The organism is Actinomadura terrae (assembly GCF_022751215.1).
Classification (GTDB): Bacteria; Actinomycetota; Actinomycetes; order Streptosporangiales; family Streptosporangiaceae; genus Spirillospora; species Spirillospora terrae.
In genome coordinates, this window is record NZ_JAICDG010000001.1 from 1,183,442 (window position 1) to 1,199,195 (window position 15,754).

Sequence of the window (15,754 nt, forward strand, 5' to 3'; positions counted from 1 at the left end):
CCGGGGCCGGTGAACACGATCTTCCCGGGCGCGTGCCCGCAGGTCGCGGTTGCGCGCAAGCCCGGTTGCGGGCTCCGGGGAGTAAACGGTGTACGGCGCCAGGACGTTCCCTCTTGCCAAAGCTAATCCTCTTAGCTAGCCTGTTGGCTAACAAGCTTAGCCAGAAACGAAAAGCTGTTAGCCAAGGAGGCTCGCCATGATCCGCCGCGTCGTCGTCACCGCCCTCACCGCCCCCGTCCTCGCCGCCGGCGGTCTGCTCGCCTGGGGCGAGCTGGCGCCGCACGAGGTCAGCAGCACGGTCGAGATCGCCGCGCCCGCCGACAAGGTCTACGGCATCCTCACCGACTTCGGCAGCTTCCCGCAGTGGAACCCGTTCATCGTCAAGGCCGAGGGCGAGCCGAGGAAGGGCGCGCGGCTCCGCAACGTCCTGCGCGGCTCCGACGGCAGCTCCATGACGTTCGAGCCGAAGGTCCTCGCCGCCGAGCCGGGCCGCGAGCTGCGCTGGATCGGGCGCCTGTGGCTCCCCGGGATCGTGGACGGCGAGCACTACTTCCGGATCGAGCCCGCCGGGCAGGGACGCGTCCGCCTCACCCAGGGCGAGCGGTTCAGTGGCGCGCTCGTCCCCGTCGCGGGGGGCCAGCTCAAGATGGAGGACGAGTTCGCCGCGATGAACGCCGCCCTCAAGGCCCGCGCCGAAGCGTCCTGACGCGGATGTCAGCGGGCCGGGCCGGGGCTGGCGAAGCCGTACTTGTTCAGCAGCTTCTGCGCCTCGGGCGTGCTCAGCCACGACACGAACGCGTTCGCCTCGTCCAGGTGGGGGCCGCCCTTGACGGCCGCCGCCGGATAGGCCGCCGTGACGTTCAGGGCCGCCGGGATCGGGACGCTGCTCGCCGCCGCTCCCGCCGACTCCAGGTCGGTGATGTAGACCAGGCCGGCGTCGGCGTCCCCGGAGCGGATCCGGTCCAGCACGGCGCGGGCGCTGATCTCCTCCGAGCTCCACCGGACCGTCACGCCCGCGCGCGTCAGGGCCTGCCGGGCGTACCGTCCGACCGGGACGGTCTCGGCGCCGGCCACCACGCGCAGCCCCGGCCGCGCGAGGTCCCGCAGGTCGCGGATGCCGCGCGGGTTGCCGGGCATGACCGCGATCGTCATCGAGTTGTGCGCGACGATCGGGCGGGGGCCGGTCAGGTAGCGGTCGGCCTTCTTCATGCTCGCCTCGTCCGCCGTCACGAGGACGTCGCCGGGGTCGTGGTCGGACAGCCGGTCCGCCATCTCCTGCGAGCCGCCGAACTCCAGCCTTACCTTCACGCCAGGATTGGCCTGCGAATACGCGACCCCCATCTCCCCGAACGCCTCGGTCAGCGACGAGGCGCCGAGGACGGTGAGCGTCACCGGGCCCGACGAACCGCCGCACCCTGCCGTGACGCCGAGCAGGAGAAGTACGGCGACCAGGGAGGATGCTCGGTGGCGGCGCCAGCCGGGGGAGTCGGGCATATGTCCTGATCTTAGGGTCCCGGGGCATTCGCTCCCGTGATTCCGCCCTGGCGTGTCAGTGCCCCGCACTAGTGTTTCCGGTAGCTGAAGATCACCTTCCCGGAGGCCCGACGATGTCGCTCGACCTGATGGAATCGCTGCCCGGCGACTGGCGGGAGCGGCTCGACCCGCTGCTCGACCCGATCGCCACCGCCGCCCTGGAGGCGTACGTGGCAGCCGAGTACGCCGAGCAGACCGTCTACCCCCCGCGCGCCGACCTGTTCAACGCGTTCCGGCACTGCTCCTACGAGAACGCCCGCGTCCTGATCCTCGGCCAGGACCCCTACCACGGGCCCGGCCAGGCGCACGGGCTCAGCTTCAGCGTCCGCGAGGGCGTGCGGCTGCCCCCGTCCCTGCGCAACATCTACAAGGAGCTCGCCGCCGACCTGGAGATCCCGCCCGCCAAGTCCGGCGACCTCACACCCTGGGCCGACCAGGGCGTCCTGTTGCTCAACGCGGTGCTGACCGTCCGCGCGGGCGAGGCCGGGGCGCACGCGGGCAAGGGCTGGGAGGACTTCACCGACGCCGCGATCCGCGCCCTCAACGACAAGACCGACCGCGTCGTCTTCGTGCTCTGGGGCGCCTACGCGCGCAAGAAGGCCCGCTTCATCACCGGCCCCCAGCACACCGTGATCGAGTCGGCGCACCCGAGTCCGCTCAGCGCCAAGAAGTTCTTCGGCACCCGCCCCTTCAGCGCCGTGAACAAGGCCCTGGTGGACGCGGGCCAAACCGAGATCGACTGGACCCTCGCCTAGCCCACGCACCCCCGAAGCGGCCCTCAGCCGTCACGCGGGGCGTAGCCGACCGGTGGGGCCGACGCCGGAGGCGGCGCCCCACCGGGAAGACCGCACAAGATCGGGCACCAGGCGAGCCGCCGGGCGAGCACTGCGCCGAGATCGCGGCGAACACAGCCGCGCCGCCAGAGGCACGGTCACGTCCCGAGCCGTCAGGCGGGGGCAGGACGCCGGGGCGTTGACGAACCCTGCCTAGGGCGTGCCCCAAGGCCTCAGCGGCGGCACGAGCACCTGCTCCGACCGGAAGCCGGTCACGGGCCCCCAGCCGGTGTCCGGCGTGGACGCTGGGTGAGGGAGTGCCCGGGTTCGCCCGCGTGGGGGAGGTTGAGCAGGAGGGTTCCCCCGAAGGCGGGAGGTGTGGGCGCGGGGCGGCGGACGAGCATGGCGGGCATGACCGGTTCAGTTCATCTGCTGCACGGACGCGGCGCCGCCCGGCGTCCGGGGGTGGGGCCCGGACGCGTCCGCCTGGCGGTCTGTGCCGCGACCGTGGCCGCCTGCGTCCCCTACCTCACCATCAAGATCGCCTGGCTGTCCGGCAGCACGGTCGGCTGGAACGACGTCGACGCGGCGAAGGACTCCGCGCTCTACGTCGGCAACGCGGTCACCATGAGCATGGACGCGGTCGCGGTGCTCGTGGCGCTGGCGTTCACGTTCCGGTGGGGCCAGCGGATTCCGGCGGGGCTCGTGCTGGCGCCGATCTGGATCGCCGCCGGGCTTCTCGCGCCGATCGTCGTGGCGGTCCCGCTGGGGTCGGCGTTGCAGGCGCTCACCTCGGACGAGTCCCTGACCGGGACCGGCAACGGCTTCCAGGGCTGGGTCTACGCCGTCGTCTACTCGGGGTTCACCGTGCAGGGCCTCGGGCTGCTGACGGCGTTCGTCCTCTATGCGCGGACACGGTGGCCTGAGGTCTTCACCGTCCGGACCAGGGACGTTCCCCGGGGCGCGACCCACGCGCTCCAGAAGCTCCTCGCGTACGGGGCGTCGGGCCTGGCCGCCGCCGTCGCGCTCGTCCACCTCTTCTGGGCCTTCGGCGGGACGGCCGGGCTCACCGCCGACGAGATCCATGACCGGGCCGCCCTACGGCAGACCGTCAGCGGCGTGTCCGGGCTGCTGGCGGCCGCCGGGGCGGTCGCGCTGCTCCTGATCGTTCTGCGGGCCGGACGCCCTCACAGGTTCGTGTGGGCGCTCGCCGTCGCGTGGGTCGGGACGGGCGCGGCGTTCGCCAACTCCCTGTACAGGCTGCTGGTGATGGTCGGGCGGCCCGGGTTCCTCGAATCCGGGTTCACGGCGGCGGAGAGCATGACGGCGCTCGGCGGGGTGATCGCCGGGCTCGTCATGGGCCTCACCGGCGCCGTCCTGCTCGTCGAGCGGGACGGTCAGAGGGCTAGGCCGACCGCCAGCAGTACCCCGTAGGCGATCTGCAACCGGCCGGTCTCGCCCAGCACCGGGATCAGGGCGGGGCCGACCGCGCCGTTAAGCACCTTCTGCGTGGGCGGCACCGACAGCGGCGCCGCCAGCAGCGCGATCAGCACCCACGGGTGCGGCGCGGCCAGCCCCAGGACGATCATGAACGGCAGCGCCGTGCAGGCCGCGTACATGATCCGCGTCCAGCGGTCGCCGACGACGACGGCGAGGGTGCGCTTGCCCGAGACGCGGTCGGTGGGGATGTCGCGCAGGTTGTTGGCGACGAGCAGCCCGCACGCCAGCAGCCCGATCGGCACCGCCGCGACCCACGCCTCCCACGGCAGCCCCTCCACCTGGACGTAGGCCGTCCCGACGACGGCGACCAGGCCGAAGAACACGAACACCGAGATCTCGCCGAGCGCGCGGTAGCCGTAGGGGGTCTTGCCGCCGGTGTAGTACCAGGCCGCGAGGATCGCGAACGCGCCGATCAGCACCAGCCACCACGTCGTCACGGCGGCGAGGACGAGGCCCGCCACGCCCGCGACGGCGAACGCGCCGATCGCGGCGGCCAGCACCTGCTTGGGCGGGGCGACCTTGGAGCCGACGAGCCGCAGCGGGCCGACGCGCTTCTCGTCGGTGCCGCGGATCCCGTCGCAGTAGTCGTTGGAGTAGTTCACGCCGATCTGGAGGACGAGGGCGACGACGGCGGCCAGCAGGGCGCGCCACCAGACGGCGTGGTCCTCGCCGACCGCGACGCCGGTGCCGACGACGACGGGGACGAGTGACGTGGGCAGGGTGCGAGGCCGGGCGCCGGCGACCCACTGGGAGAGCGTTGCCAAAGTTATGCCGGGTTCTCGTGCGACGACAGGGGACTAGTCCTTCGATTGTCCATGATCATGGTCCCTGCTCGGACGCAGCCGCAGCGACATCGCGAGGCCGAGCGCCAGGATCGCGGCGGTGGTGAGCGCGCCGTGCCTGGTCGCGACCGCGAGGCTGGCGTCGGCTGCGTGCGCCTCGGCGGCCATCCCGGGGGTGTCGTGCAGGTCGCGCCCGTACGTCCCGGCGCTGTCGCGCAACTCGTGGGTGATGGCGGCCTGGCGCTCGGGCGGCAGCCCGGACCCGGCGAGCCGGTCGCTCATCGCGTGCCCGAGGCCGGTCGCGAACACCGTCCCGACCAGGGCGATGCCGAGCGCCGCGCCGACCTGGCGGGCCGTGGACTGGGTGCCGGACGCCTGCCCGGCCAGCGCGGGCGGCACGTCCGCCAGCGAGACGTTGGTGAGCTGCGCCGAGGTCAGGCCGAGGCCGAACCCGTAGAGCAGCATCCACGGCGCGAGCCCGAAGCCGGTCGTGGACGCCGACACGGTGAGGCCGAGCGCGGTGACCGCCGCGACCTCCAGCACCATGCCGATCTGCACGACCCGGTGCGCGCCGCGCTTGTTCGCGAACCGCCCCGCGTACCCGCCGGACAGGAACGCGCCGATCGCCAGCGGCAGGATCGCCACGCTGATCTGGAGCGGGGACGTCCCGTGCACGCCGAGCAGGAACAGCGGCAGGATGAACAGCAGCCCCAGCTCGCCCACGCTGATCAGCGACGAGGTCAGGTTGCCGTGCCGGAAGTTCGCGATCCGGAACAGCGCGAGGTCGAGCATGACCGCGCGTCCGGCGGCCGCCCGCGCCCGCTCGACGACGACCAGCACCGCGACCAGCACGACGCCGAGGCCGATGACGACCGGGACCGGCGACAGGCCCGTGTCCGGCCATTCGAACCCGCCGATCCGCATCGGACGTGTCGCCGTCCACCAGCCGTAGGTCTGGCCCTCGATCAGCCCGAACACCAGCGCGCCGAGCCCGAGCGCCGACAGCAGCCCGCCGAGCCAGTCGATCTCCCGCCGCGCGCTGCCGGACCGTTCCCCTGTGGGAGGACGACCCCCCACGCCACCCGGAACAGATGGTTCCGCACGAGTCTCGGGCATCAGAGCGAGAGCCCCGACGACGAGCAGGGCGCCGAGCGGGAGGTTGATCCCGAACGCCCAGCGCCAGCCGCCGCCGGTGGCGACCGCGCCGCCGACCAGCGGGCCGAGCGCGGCCATGCCGCTGATCAGCGATCCCCAGATGCCGAACGCGACCGCGCGGTCGCGGCCGGTGAACATCGCGTTCACCGTGGACAGCGTCGCGGGCAGGATCATGGACGCGCCGACCCCTTGCAGCGCCCGCGCCCCGATCAGGGTCCCGGCGCCGCCCGCGAGCGCCGCGCCCAGGCTCGCGGCGGCGAAGACCACGACGCCGAGGACGAACATCCGGCGGCGCCCGAACAGGTCGCCCGCCCGCCCGAACGGGATCAGCAGCGCGGCGAACACCAGCGAGTAGACCGAGGTCACCCACTCCGCGCCCGTGGTCGTGAGGTCGAGCCCGGTGACGATCCGGGGGAGCAGGACGCCGACGATCGTGGCGTCCACCACGATCAGCGAGACGCCGAGGCTGATCACGACCATGCCGAGCCAGCGGCGGCGGCCGGCGCGCGGCGGCTCCGCCGAGACATGCGGCGGCGGGCTCAGAGAGGTGGACTCGGGCACGACTTCAAAGATATGGCCGGACCCCCTGTGCCCTTCACCGACCCCTGCCGAACGTGTTCCCGGCCTACCGGTCGTCGCCGATGCCGGTGTGCAGGCGGATCTGCCGGACGGGCTCGCCCATGTCGAGCGTCCGGGCCGTCCCATCGGGCGCCCAGCCCGCCGAGCCGAGGAACTCCCGCGTCACCGTGTCGTCCTCGAACGCCCAGGTGGTCAGCGTGCGGAAGCCGTCCTCGCGGAGCAGGTCCACGGACGCGGCCAGGAGCCTGCTGCCGTGCCCGGCGCGGCCGTGCACGGGGTCGACCAGCAGCGCGACCAGCTCGGCGTCCGCCGCCGGGTCGAGGTCGCCGTCCTCGGCGGGGGCGTGCGCGGCGAACCCGACGACCAGGTCGTTCGCCACCGCGACCAGCAGCCGGTGCCGCGGGGACGGCGGAGCCACCGCCGCGTCCGTCCACCGCTCCCGCCAGGCCGCCAGCGCTTCGGGGCCGGTCACCCGGGCGAGGACGTCCGGCGGGAGCAGGTCCCGGTAGCCCTGCCGCCAGGCGCGGACCTGGATGTCGGCGACGGCGGCGGCGTCCGCGCGCCGGGCGGGCCGCACGCCCACATCGGCCATGGCGTCATGTGTCCTCTCGTCCGGGACCACCTGCTTCAGGATCACCCTGCTACGGGGTCAGCGCTCACCCTAGGGGGACGCTAGAGGTCGCGCTCGCATCGGAGGTGGGTGACGACGTGCCCGCGCAGCTCCGCCCGCTCCCGCGCCGTCTCCGCCAGGCCGGCGCGCGCGTAGAAGCGCCGGGCCCGCGTGTTGGTGTCGAGGACCCACAGGACGAGCCGCCCGTACCCGGCCGCGCGGCTCTCCTCCACCACCCGCTCCAGCAGGGCGCGGCCCACACCGGCCGACCAGAACTCCGGCGCGACGTACAGCGAGTAGACCTCGACGAGGGACGGGTCGACCGGGCCGCGCGGCTGCCGCTCCGGCCCGTAGGCCGCCATCCCCGCCGGGACGCCGTCGATCTCGGCGAGCAGCATCCGGCCGTGCGGGTTCGCCTCCGGCCACCGGCGCCGCCGCTCGACCTCGTCGGGGCCGGTGAGATCGTCGATGACCGCCTGGGGGAGCAGGCCCGCATAGCCCGCGCGCCACGAGGCGGCGCGCGCCGCCTCGACCGCCTCGGCGTCCTGCGCGCTCGCGAACCGGATCTCCAGCACGTGCCGAGGATAGGGCTCAGCGCGCGGGGGCCGCGCCGGTGGGCGGCCGGCGCCGGGCGCGGTAGGCGCGGGTCTTGGTGCGGTTCCCGCAGGTCCGCATCGAGCACCAGGCGCGGGAGCGGTTCTTGGAGGTGTCGAGGAACGCCCAGCGGCAGGTGCCCTCCTCGCAGACCTTGAGCCGGGTCCATGTCCCGGCGGCGGCCGCGTCCATGATCGCGGAGGCGACGCGGGCGAGACCGGCGGCGGCCGTCCCGGCGTCGCCGACCGGCACGAGCGCCGGGCGGGGCCCGCCGAGGACGACCCGCAGCGGGAGCCCGGCGAGGACGTCGTCGAGATCCCGGACCTCGACGTTCGACGGGCCCTTGTGGGCGTACATCGCGGCGCGCAGCCCCTCGCGCAGTGCGATCGCCGTGGCGAGGTCGGCGTCCCCGGCCGCCGTGCCGGACGGGACGAGCCCGCGCTCGGACAGCCAGCGCACGAGGTCGGCGGGCGCGGCGAGCGCCTCGGTGCCGGAGTCGACGTCGAGCGTGTTGACGAAGTCCCGCAGCAGCAGCGCGGCGTCCTCACCGGGACCAGCGTCGGCCATCACCCCTCCTGCCTGTCACCGAGCACCCTACCCAACCCATAACACCGGTATTCGTGTTTTGGTGGTTGCAGGCTGGGCAACACCAGCGTTACGGTTTAGCCGGTGTCAACGAAGGGGGACCCGATGAACGCCCTGCCCTACCTGGCGGATCTGGCGACGCGGCACGCGTGGGCGCGGCGGCAGTACGCCCGCCTGCACGCCGACCTCGTCGAGGCGCGCCTCACCGCCCGGGCCGAGGCGCTGGAGCACGCCCGGCGCAGGACGCGGCGCCTCCACGACCTGGTCGGACGCCGCCGGAACCGCCGCACCGACCGTCCGGCGGGAGCGGACCGATGACGCCCGTGACCCCCAAGGTGGGCGCGGTCGCCATCGACTGCGCCGACCTGGACGCCATGGCCGCGTTCTGGGGCGCGCTGCTCGGCATGAAGACCACGCACCGCGACGTGGACTGGATCGACCTCGAACCGCTCGGGGACGGCGGGCCGAAGCTGGCGTTCCAGCTCGTCCCCGAGCACAAGACGACCAAGAACCGGGTGCACCTGGACCTCGACGTCCCCGACATCCGCGTCGCGGGCGAGCGCGCCGCCGCGCTGGGCGCGACCCCCGCGTCCGAGCCGATGGGCGACTCCGCGACGCCCTACCAGGTGTGGCGCGACCCCGAGGGCAACGAGTTCTGCTTCTGTACGGCCCGCTGAGGCTCCGCCCGCTAAGTCAGCGCGGCAGGACGGTCGCCAGCCGGCGGACCCCCTCGGCCAGCTCCGCCTCCGAGGCCGCCGTCCCGTAGCTGATCCGCAGATACGGGGCGGGGGCCTCGGCGGGGAAGAACGGGCGTCCGGCGCTGACCAGCACGCCCGCGCGGAGCGCCGCCTCGGCCAGCTCCACGTCGTCCACCCCGTCGGGGAGGCGCACCCACAGGTGGAAGCCGCCCGCCGGACGGCTCGGCCGCACCTCCGGCAGGTGGCGGGCGAACGCGGTGAGGACGGCGTCGCGCCGCGACCGCAGCGCGGTCCGGACCATGCGCAGGTGCCGGGGCCAGCCGGGGGAGCTGACCAGTTCGAGCAGGGTCTCCTGCAACGGCCGCGCGGGGAAGAACTCCTCGACGAGCTGCGTCGCGCGGATCCGCTCGGCGACCGGGCCGCGCGCGATCACGGCGGCGACCCGCAGGCTCGGCGCGGTGGCCTTGGTGAGCGAGGCGATGTGCACGACGCGGCCCTCGCCGTCCTGCGCGATCAGCGGCGGCGGGGGCGCGTCGATGCCGAGGTGCCGCGCGAAGTCGTCCTCGACCACGAACGCGCCCGCCGCCCGCGCCACCGCGAGCACCCGCTCGCGCCGCTCGGCCGACAGCACCGTGCCGGTCGGGTTGTGGAAGGCGGGCTGGCAGTACAGCGCCCGTGCGCCGCTCATCGCGAACGCCTCCGCGAGCAGGTCGGGGCGCACGCCGCCCGCGTCCACCGGGACGGGCACCGGGTGCAGCCCGCTCGCCCGCGCCACCGCGAGGACGCCCAGGTAGGTCGGCGACTCGACCAGCACCGGCGAGCCGGGAGGCAGCAGCGCCCGCAGCACGGTCGTCAGCGACTGCTGCCCGCCGCTGGTGATCACGACGTCGGACGGCGCGACTCCGCCGCCGACCGTCCGGGCGAACCAGGCGCGCAGCTCGGGCACGCCGCCGAGCGCGGGCATCTCCCAGGCGTCCGGCCGCCGGGCCGCCCGCGCCGCCGCCGTCGCGAGCGCGCGGACGGGCTGGAGCGTCGGGTGCAGGTACCCGCCGCTGAGCGCGGCCGCGCCCTCCGGCGCGGGCGTGAGCAGCCACGACACCCCGGACGCGTCGACCGCGCGGTCGCCGAGCGTCACCGCCTGCCAGCCCGGGTCGGACGGCTCGGCGGGCGCCGGGCGGTCGGCGGCGAACGTGCCGCTCCCCGGACGGGTGACGACCAGCCCCTCGGCCGCGAGCAGCCCCAGCGCCCGCGACACCGTGACCGGGCTGACCCGGTGCCGCTCGACCAGCGACCGGCTCGACGGCAGCCGCTCCCCGGGGCCCAGCCCGCGCACCTCCGCGCGCAGCCGATCGGCCAGGGAGATCACACTGCTATCGTGTTGCATGAAGAATCACGATAGCGCTACCGCCCCCCGGTCGGTAGCGGCGGGCGGGCTGTGGCTCGCCTCGATCGGCGTCCTCATCTACTCGTTCACCTTCCCCGGCACCGAGTTCGGGCTGGAGGGGCTCGACCCCTACGTGATCGGCGTCGGCCGGTCCGCCGCGGCGGCCGGGCTCGCGGCGGTCGCGCTACTGGCGGTGCGCGCCCCCCGCCCCCGGCGCGACCAGCTGCCCGGCCTCACGGTCGTCTGCGCCGGAGTGATCTTCGGGTTCCCGGTGCTGACCACGCTCGCGCTCGACCGGGGCGCCTCCTCCGCCCACTCGGCCGTCGTGATCGGGCTGCTGCCCGCCGCGACCGCCGTGCTCGCCGTGCTGCGCGCGGGGGAGCGGCCCTCGCGCGCCTTCTGGCTGGCGAGCGCGGCGGGCGCCGCCTGCGTCACCGGGTTCGCGCTCGTGCGCGGCGCGGGCCGCCTCACGGTCGGCGACCTGCTGCTGTTCGCCGCGCTGCTGGCGGCCGCCGCCGGATACGCCGAGGGCGCGCGGCTCACCCGCGCCATGCCCGGCTGGCGCGTGATCTCCTGGGCGCTGATCCTGGCCGCGCCGATCACCGTCCCGGTGACCGCCTGGCTGCTGGCCACCACCGACCCCCACTGGACCGGACGCGCCGTTCTCGGCTTCGGCTACGTGACCGCGTTCTCCGCCTACCTCGGCTTCTTCGCCTGGTACGAGGGCCTGGCGCGGGCCGGGATCGCCCGCGCCAGCCAGGTTCAGCTGGCCCAGCCCGTCCTGACCCTGGTGTGGTCGGCCCTCCTGCTGGACGAGTCGATCGACGCCGCCACCGCCCTCGCCGCCCTCGGCGTCCTCGTGTGCGTGGCGCTGACCCAGCGGACCCGCGTCCGCCGGGACGCGCCGGCCGGGCCGGCTGTCCGGGTCCGGTCAGTCCCGGACGATCTGGATCAGCAGCGTGACGACGCCGACGCCCACGCCGATCGGGACGGCGAACCTGGGCGCGGCGGCGCACAGGGCGGCGGCACCGACCGCGGCGAGGATGATCACCAGGGCGCGCGTGCTGAGCAGGGGTTTGGGTTCGGTCCGGTTCGGTCGTCCTCGCATGACGCTCGACCTCCATCCCGGTAAACGGGGTTCGGACCGGGCGGCTCCCGCGGCACAACGGTGGACCAGCGGCGGAACCCGGACCCGGCCGGGCCCGGTTCCGATGAACCGCCTGGTCACCACATTGTTCCGCCGGTGTCAACGAATCGCGCGCGCGACGCGCGATCCCGACCGAAACATGATCGTCCCGTGGCCGTGGCATGCCGTCCGCGCCCGAACCGTCCGAACCGTCCGGCTGATCCGCGATCATTGCTGGATGCGGCGAATGGGGCGAACGTCTCGGCGCCGGCTTCCGCTGCGCCTCCTGCGCTGGACGGGCTGGGCGGCGGCCTACGTGCTGGGCCTGGCCGCGATCACCCTCAGCGGCGCCTGGGTGTGGTGGCAGCAGGAGCCACACGCGCGCGGCACGGAGGTGAACGCGCTGTGGGCGCGGCACCAGTGGGTCGGGGAGGCGCACACCGACGCCGAGTACCGCGCGTTCGCGGACCTGCTCAGGCGCAACCGGATCACCGACGTGTACTTCCACGCGGGCCCCTTCGAGGCGGACGGGACGGTGCCCCCGGCCCGGTACCGCTACGCGAAGCAGCTTCTCGGCGCCGTGCGCGAGTACGCGCCCGGCGTCCGCGCGCAGGCGTACCTGGGCCAGATCCGGACGGTCGAGGGCCACGGGATCACCGACCTCGACGACCCGGCCGTCCGGAGCCGGGTGCTGGCCAGCGACGCGGCGATCCTCGACGCCGGGTTCGACGGCATCCACTACGACTTCGAGCCGATCTACCCCGACGACACCGCGTTCCTCGCGCTGATGGACGCGACGCGCGAGCTGACCCGGTCCCGGGGGCGGCTGCTGTCGGTCGCGCTGGAGCAGGCGGCGCTGTTCGACGCGCTCCAGCCCGTCTACAAGGCGCTGCTGCCGCGGCACGGGCCGATGCACTATCCGCCGCGTCCGACCCGGGAGTTCCTCCTCAAGATCGCCGACCGGGCGGACCAGGTCGCGATCATGACCTACGACGTGTCGCTGCCGACCAGGGCGCTGGCCGGATGGCACTTCGCCCGGCACACCCGGTGGACGCTGGAGCTGATCGGCGACCGCACGACGGTGTTCATGGGCGTCCCGACGTACCGGCCGCTGGTCCCGTGGGCGGAGGACCTCACGGTGGCGCTGCGCGGAATCCGGCGCGGCATCGACGACCTGAAGCGGCCACCGAAAAGGCCCTACGGCGTGGGCGTCTACGCGGACTGGACGACCGACGACGCCGAATGGGCGCGGTATCGCGCGGAATGGCCCCCGGGGACGGCCACCGCCGGGGCGGTGCGCTGAACCACCCGCCGGGCACCCGATCGGTACGCCGCGGGCAACGCCACGGCGAGCAGGGTCATGTTATCCAACCGAGTCCGGGAAGTGGCCGGACCGACCCCGTAACGTCCCGTTTGCGTGCAACGATGTGGTGATGGAGCCGCCGCCACGCGTACCCCCGAGCGTGTGGCGGCGGATCCTCCAAAGCACGGCCGGGCGCCGGCCTCCGGGCCCGGTTTCGTCAGGGCCCGCCGCCCCGTTCCGGCGGCCGGGCGGCCGCCCGGGGCGGTAGAGCGGGATATTCCCTGACTAGGAGGGACCTGCGGGTCCACGCCGACCGGCCGGAACGGTACCGTTCGATGCATGGCACCCAGCACAACGACCGACGCGCCGTTCGGGCGGATGCTGACCGCGATGGTCACTCCGTTCCTGCCCGACGGCGGCGTCGACTACGACGGCGCCGCGCGCCTCGCGACCCATCTGGTCGACGAGCGGCGCCATGACGGTCTCGTCGTCAGCGGGACGACGGGCGAGTCGCCCACGACGAGCGACGAGGAGAAGGACGCTCTGCTGCGCGCGGTCATCGAGGCGGTCGGCGACCGCGCGGTGATCGTCGCCGGTGCCGGCACGAACCACACCGAGCACACCCTGAAACTCGCGCGGCAGGCCGAGGCCGCCGGCGCGCACGGCCTGCTGGTGGTCACGCCGTACTACAACAAGCCGCCGCAGGAGGGGCTCGTCCGCCACTTCACCGCGGTCGCCGACGCCACCGGACTCCCCGCGATGCTCTACGACATCCCCGGCCGCACCGGAGTGCCGATCCACAACGAGACGCTGCTGCGGCTCGCCGAGCACCCCCGGATCCTCGCCGTCAAGGACGCCAAGGGCGACCTGTTCGGCGCGTCCCGGGTGATGGCCGAGACCGACCTCGTCTGGTACTCCGGCGACGACGTGCTCAACCTGCCCTGGCTGTCGGTCGGCGCGGCGGGCTTCGTCAGCGTGGTCGGGCATGTCGTCGGCACCGAGCTCCATGAGATGATCGACGCATACCGCGCCGGTGAGCACGGTCGGGCGCTGGACATCCACCGCCGGCTGCTGCCCGTGGTCGCCGCGATCATGACACGCACGCAGGGCGCCATCGCCGTCAAGGCAGCGCTGAACCTGCTCGGCCTCCCGGGAGGCGGCCCGCTCCGCGCGCCGCTGGTGGAGGCCACGCCGGAGTTCGCGGCACGCCTGCGTGAGGACCTGACGATAGGGGGAGTAAAAGTGCCCGAGACAGTCCCGGAGGTCGCCCGGTGAGCCATCCTCACCCGGAGCTCTCCGACCCGCCCGAACCGCCCGCGGACGGCCTGCGCATCGTCGCGCTCGGCGGCCTCGGGGAGATCGGCCGCAACATGACCGTGTACGAGTACGGCGGACGCCTGCTCGTCGTCGACTGCGGTGTGCTCTTCCCAGAGACCGAGCAGCCCGGGATCGACCTCATCCTGCCCGATTTCGACTACATCAGGGACCGGCTCGACGACATCGAGGCCCTCGTGCTCACGCACGGCCACGAGGACCACATCGGCGCCGTCCCCTACCTGCTGCGCGAGCGGCCCGACATCCCGCTCGTCGGGTCGAGGCTGACGCTGGCGCTGCTGGAGGCCAAGCTCACCGAGCACCGCATCAAACCCGTCACGCGGGTGGTCGGCGAGGGTGACCGGAGCTCCTTCGGCCCGTTCGACTGCGAGTTCCTCGCCGTCAACCACTCGATCCCCGACGCGCTCGCCCTCGCGGTCCGCACCGGCGCCGGGCTCGTGCTGCACACCGGCGACTTCAAGATGGACCAGCTCCCGCTGGACGGCCGGCTCACCGACCTGCCCGGGTTCGCCCGGCTCGGCGGCGAGGGCATCGACCTCCTCCTGTCGGACTCCACCAACGCCGAGGTGTCCGGCTTCGTGCCGAGCGAGCGCAACATCGGCCCGGTCGTCGACGAGGTGTTCCGCACCGCGCAGGAGCGGCTGATCGTCGCCTGCTTCGCCTCGCACATCCACCGCGTCCAGCAGGTGCTGGACGCCGCCGTGGCCAACGGCCGCAAGGTGTGCTTCATCGGCCGCTCGATGGTCCGCAACATGGGCGTCGCGCGCGAGCTCGGCTACCTGAGCGTGCCCGAGGGCATCATGGTCGAGCCGAAGGAGCTGGAGGACGTCCCCGCCGACCGCCTCGTCCTCGTGTGCACCGGCTCGCAGGGCGAGCCGATGTCGGCGCTGTCGCGGATGGCCAACCGCGACCACCAGCAGATCCGCATCACCGACCGCGACACGGTCATGCTGGCGTCCTCGCTGATCCCGGGCAACGAGAACGCGGTCAACCGGGTCATCAACGGCCTGACCCGGTGGGGCGCGCGGGTCGTGCACAAGGGCAACGCGCTGGTGCACGTGTCCGGGCACGCGTCGGCGGGCGAGCTGCTGTACGTGCTCAACATGACCAAGCCGGGCAACTTCATGCCGATCCACGGCGAGTGGCGGCACCTGCGGGCGCACGCCAAGCTCGCCGCGCTGACCGGCGTCCCCGACGAGAACATCGTCATCGCCGAGGACGGCGTCGTCGTCGACCTCGTCGAGGGGAAGGCGAGCATCGTCGGCGCCGTCCCCGCCGGGTACGTCTACGTCGACGGCCTCTCGGTCGGCGAGGTCACCGAGACCTCGCTGAAGGACCGGCGCATCCTCGGCGAGGAGGGCTTCGTCTCGATCGTCATCGGCATCGACTCGACCTCCGGCAAGGTCGTCGCGGGCCCGGAGATCCACGCCCGCGGCGCCGGCATCGTCAACGAGGACTTCGACGAGGTCCTGGAGCGCATCGACCAGGTGCTGCGGGACCTGGCGGGCGACGGCGTCAACGACCTGCACCAGATCAGCCAGATCGTCCGGCGCACGGTCGGCAAGTGGGTGAGCGACACCTACCGCCGCCGTCCCATGATCATCCCTGTGGTGGTCGAGGTCTAGGACCGTTCCGGGCGGCGACCCGGCGGAACGGTCCCAAGAGGCCGCACATATCGGAACGTTCCGATATGTGCGGCCTCGCGCGTTCGAGGCGGCGCCGGTGGGACACCCCCTGTCACGGGTGGTGCAACACGCCGTGCGCTTCATCCCGGGAACCGTGAGGCTCCTTGGTTAC

At 73.5% G+C, this 15,754-nt stretch carries 16 protein-coding genes; 9 read left to right on the forward strand and 7 right to left on the reverse strand.

All coding sequences use genetic code 11. From position 1 onward, the window contains the following. Positions 1–196: 196 nt before the first annotated feature. Positions 197–706, forward strand: coding sequence for an SRPBCC domain-containing protein (locus K2F47_RS05270; RefSeq protein ID WP_242901583.1), 510 nt, complete (start codon positions 197–199; stop codon positions 704–706). Positions 707–714: 8 nt separating this feature from the next. Here K2F47_RS05270 and modA read toward each other — a convergent pair whose 3' ends face one another. Beyond that, positions 715–1,494, reverse strand: coding sequence for a molybdate ABC transporter substrate-binding protein (gene modA / locus K2F47_RS05275; RefSeq protein WP_242901584.1), 780 nt, complete (start codon positions 1,492–1,494; stop codon positions 715–717). Positions 1,495–1,607: 113 nt separating this feature from the next. Here modA and K2F47_RS05280 point away from each other — a divergent pair, with 113 nt between their 5' ends. Both K2F47_RS05280 and K2F47_RS05285 read left to right on the forward strand, forming a co-directional pair. Continuing rightward, on the forward strand, positions 1,608–2,288 hold the full coding sequence (locus K2F47_RS05280) for a uracil-DNA glycosylase (RefSeq protein ID WP_242901585.1): 681 nt from the start codon (positions 1,608–1,610) through the stop codon (positions 2,286–2,288). A gap of 429 nt (positions 2,289–2,717) precedes the next feature. Continuing rightward, positions 2,718–3,740, forward strand: a complete 1,023-nt coding sequence (locus K2F47_RS05285; protein ID WP_242901586.1) for a hypothetical protein — start codon at positions 2,718–2,720, stop codon at positions 3,738–3,740. On the opposite strand, the gene K2F47_RS05290 is transcribed toward K2F47_RS05285, so the two are convergent. From K2F47_RS05290 to K2F47_RS05310, 5 genes are all read right to left on the reverse strand, one after another. Beyond that, positions 3,704–4,570, reverse strand: coding sequence for a 1,4-dihydroxy-2-naphthoate polyprenyltransferase (locus K2F47_RS05290; protein ID WP_242901587.1), 867 nt, complete (start codon positions 4,568–4,570; stop codon positions 3,704–3,706). The genes K2F47_RS05285 and K2F47_RS05290 overlap by 37 nt on opposite strands. Before the next feature lie 33 nt (positions 4,571–4,603). Further along, a complete protein-coding gene (locus K2F47_RS05295; protein ID WP_242901588.1) occupies positions 4,604–6,304 on the reverse strand; it encodes an MFS transporter in 1,701 nt (566 codons plus the stop codon). 64 nt (positions 6,305–6,368) lie between these two features. Beyond that, positions 6,369–6,914: a GNAT family N-acetyltransferase gene (locus tag K2F47_RS05300; protein WP_242901589.1), complete on the reverse strand. Its 546-nt coding sequence runs from the start codon at positions 6,912–6,914 to the stop codon at positions 6,369–6,371. An 80-nt stretch (positions 6,915–6,994) separates the two neighbouring features. Further along, positions 6,995–7,507 (reverse strand): GNAT family N-acetyltransferase, encoded by a 513-nt coding sequence (locus K2F47_RS05305; RefSeq protein ID WP_242901590.1) that lies wholly within the window; start codon positions 7,505–7,507, stop codon positions 6,995–6,997. A 16-nt stretch (positions 7,508–7,523) separates the two neighbouring features. Next, the gene (locus K2F47_RS05310) at positions 7,524–8,093 is read right to left on the reverse strand and encodes a CGNR zinc finger domain-containing protein (RefSeq protein ID WP_242901591.1); all 570 of its coding nucleotides are present in this window, start codon (positions 8,091–8,093) and stop codon (positions 7,524–7,526) included. A 102-nt stretch (positions 8,094–8,195) separates the two neighbouring features. On the opposite strand from K2F47_RS05310, the gene K2F47_RS05315 reads away from it, so the two are divergent. Both K2F47_RS05315 and K2F47_RS05320 read left to right on the forward strand, forming a co-directional pair. Next, a complete protein-coding gene (locus tag K2F47_RS05315) occupies positions 8,196–8,429 on the forward strand; it encodes a hypothetical protein (RefSeq protein WP_242901592.1) in 234 nt (77 codons plus the stop codon). Beyond that, positions 8,426–8,788, forward strand: coding sequence for a VOC family protein (locus K2F47_RS05320; protein WP_242901593.1), 363 nt, complete (start codon positions 8,426–8,428; stop codon positions 8,786–8,788). Before K2F47_RS05315 ends, K2F47_RS05320 begins: the two co-directional genes overlap by 4 nt. A gap of 16 nt (positions 8,789–8,804) precedes the next feature. On the opposite strand, the gene K2F47_RS05325 is transcribed toward K2F47_RS05320, so the two are convergent. Then, entirely contained in the window at positions 8,805–10,193 is a 1,389-nt protein-coding gene (locus tag K2F47_RS05325) for an aminotransferase-like domain-containing protein (RefSeq protein ID WP_242901594.1), read from the reverse strand. Here K2F47_RS05325 and K2F47_RS05330 point away from each other — a divergent pair. From K2F47_RS05330 to K2F47_RS05345, 4 genes are all read left to right on the forward strand, one after another. Continuing rightward, entirely contained in the window at positions 10,192–11,325 is a 1,134-nt protein-coding gene (locus tag K2F47_RS05330) for a DMT family transporter (RefSeq protein WP_242901595.1), read from the forward strand. The genes K2F47_RS05325 and K2F47_RS05330 overlap by 2 nt on opposite strands. Positions 11,326–11,566: 241 nt before the next feature. Next, positions 11,567–12,622: a glycoside hydrolase family 18 protein gene (locus tag K2F47_RS05335; RefSeq protein ID WP_242901596.1), complete on the forward strand. Its 1,056-nt coding sequence runs from the start codon at positions 11,567–11,569 to the stop codon at positions 12,620–12,622. Between the two features lie 339 nt (positions 12,623–12,961). Beyond that, positions 12,962–13,897, forward strand: a complete 936-nt coding sequence (gene dapA, locus K2F47_RS05340; protein ID WP_242901597.1) for a 4-hydroxy-tetrahydrodipicolinate synthase — start codon at positions 12,962–12,964, stop codon at positions 13,895–13,897. After that, positions 13,894–15,582 (forward strand): ribonuclease J, encoded by a 1,689-nt coding sequence (locus K2F47_RS05345; protein ID WP_242901598.1) that lies wholly within the window; start codon positions 13,894–13,896, stop codon positions 15,580–15,582. The genes dapA and K2F47_RS05345 overlap by 4 nt, the downstream gene beginning before the upstream one ends. Positions 15,583–15,754: the final 172 nt, after the last annotated feature.

What these genes read in the sequence shown, in the direction of transcription:
- K2F47_RS05270 (WP_242901583.1), top strand. Translation starts at nt 197, where the DNA reads ATGATCCGCCGCGTCGTCGTCACCGCCCTCACCGCCCCCGTCCTCGCC.
- modA (WP_242901584.1), bottom strand. Translation starts at nt 1,494, where the DNA reads ATGCCCGACTCCCCCGGCTGGCGCCGCCACCGAGCATCCTCCCTGGTC.
- K2F47_RS05280 (WP_242901585.1), top strand. Translation starts at nt 1,608, where the DNA reads ATGTCGCTCGACCTGATGGAATCGCTGCCCGGCGACTGGCGGGAGCGG.
- K2F47_RS05285 (WP_242901586.1), top strand. Translation starts at nt 2,718, where the DNA reads ATGACCGGTTCAGTTCATCTGCTGCACGGACGCGGCGCCGCCCGGCGT.
- K2F47_RS05300 (WP_242901589.1), bottom strand. Translation starts at nt 6,914, where the DNA reads ATGGCCGATGTGGGCGTGCGGCCCGCCCGGCGCGCGGACGCCGCCGCC.
- K2F47_RS05310 (WP_242901591.1), bottom strand. Translation starts at nt 8,093, where the DNA reads ATGGCCGACGCTGGTCCCGGTGAGGACGCCGCGCTGCTGCTGCGGGAC.
- K2F47_RS05320 (WP_242901593.1), top strand. Translation starts at nt 8,426, where the DNA reads ATGACGCCCGTGACCCCCAAGGTGGGCGCGGTCGCCATCGACTGCGCC.
- K2F47_RS05330 (WP_242901595.1), top strand. Translation starts at nt 10,192, where the DNA reads ATGAAGAATCACGATAGCGCTACCGCCCCCCGGTCGGTAGCGGCGGGC.
- K2F47_RS05325 (WP_242901594.1), bottom strand. Translation starts at nt 10,193, where the DNA reads ATGCAACACGATAGCAGTGTGATCTCCCTGGCCGATCGGCTGCGCGCG.
- K2F47_RS05335 (WP_242901596.1), top strand. Translation starts at nt 11,567, where the DNA reads ATGGGGCGAACGTCTCGGCGCCGGCTTCCGCTGCGCCTCCTGCGCTGG.
- dapA (WP_242901597.1), top strand. Translation starts at nt 12,962, where the DNA reads ATGGCACCCAGCACAACGACCGACGCGCCGTTCGGGCGGATGCTGACC.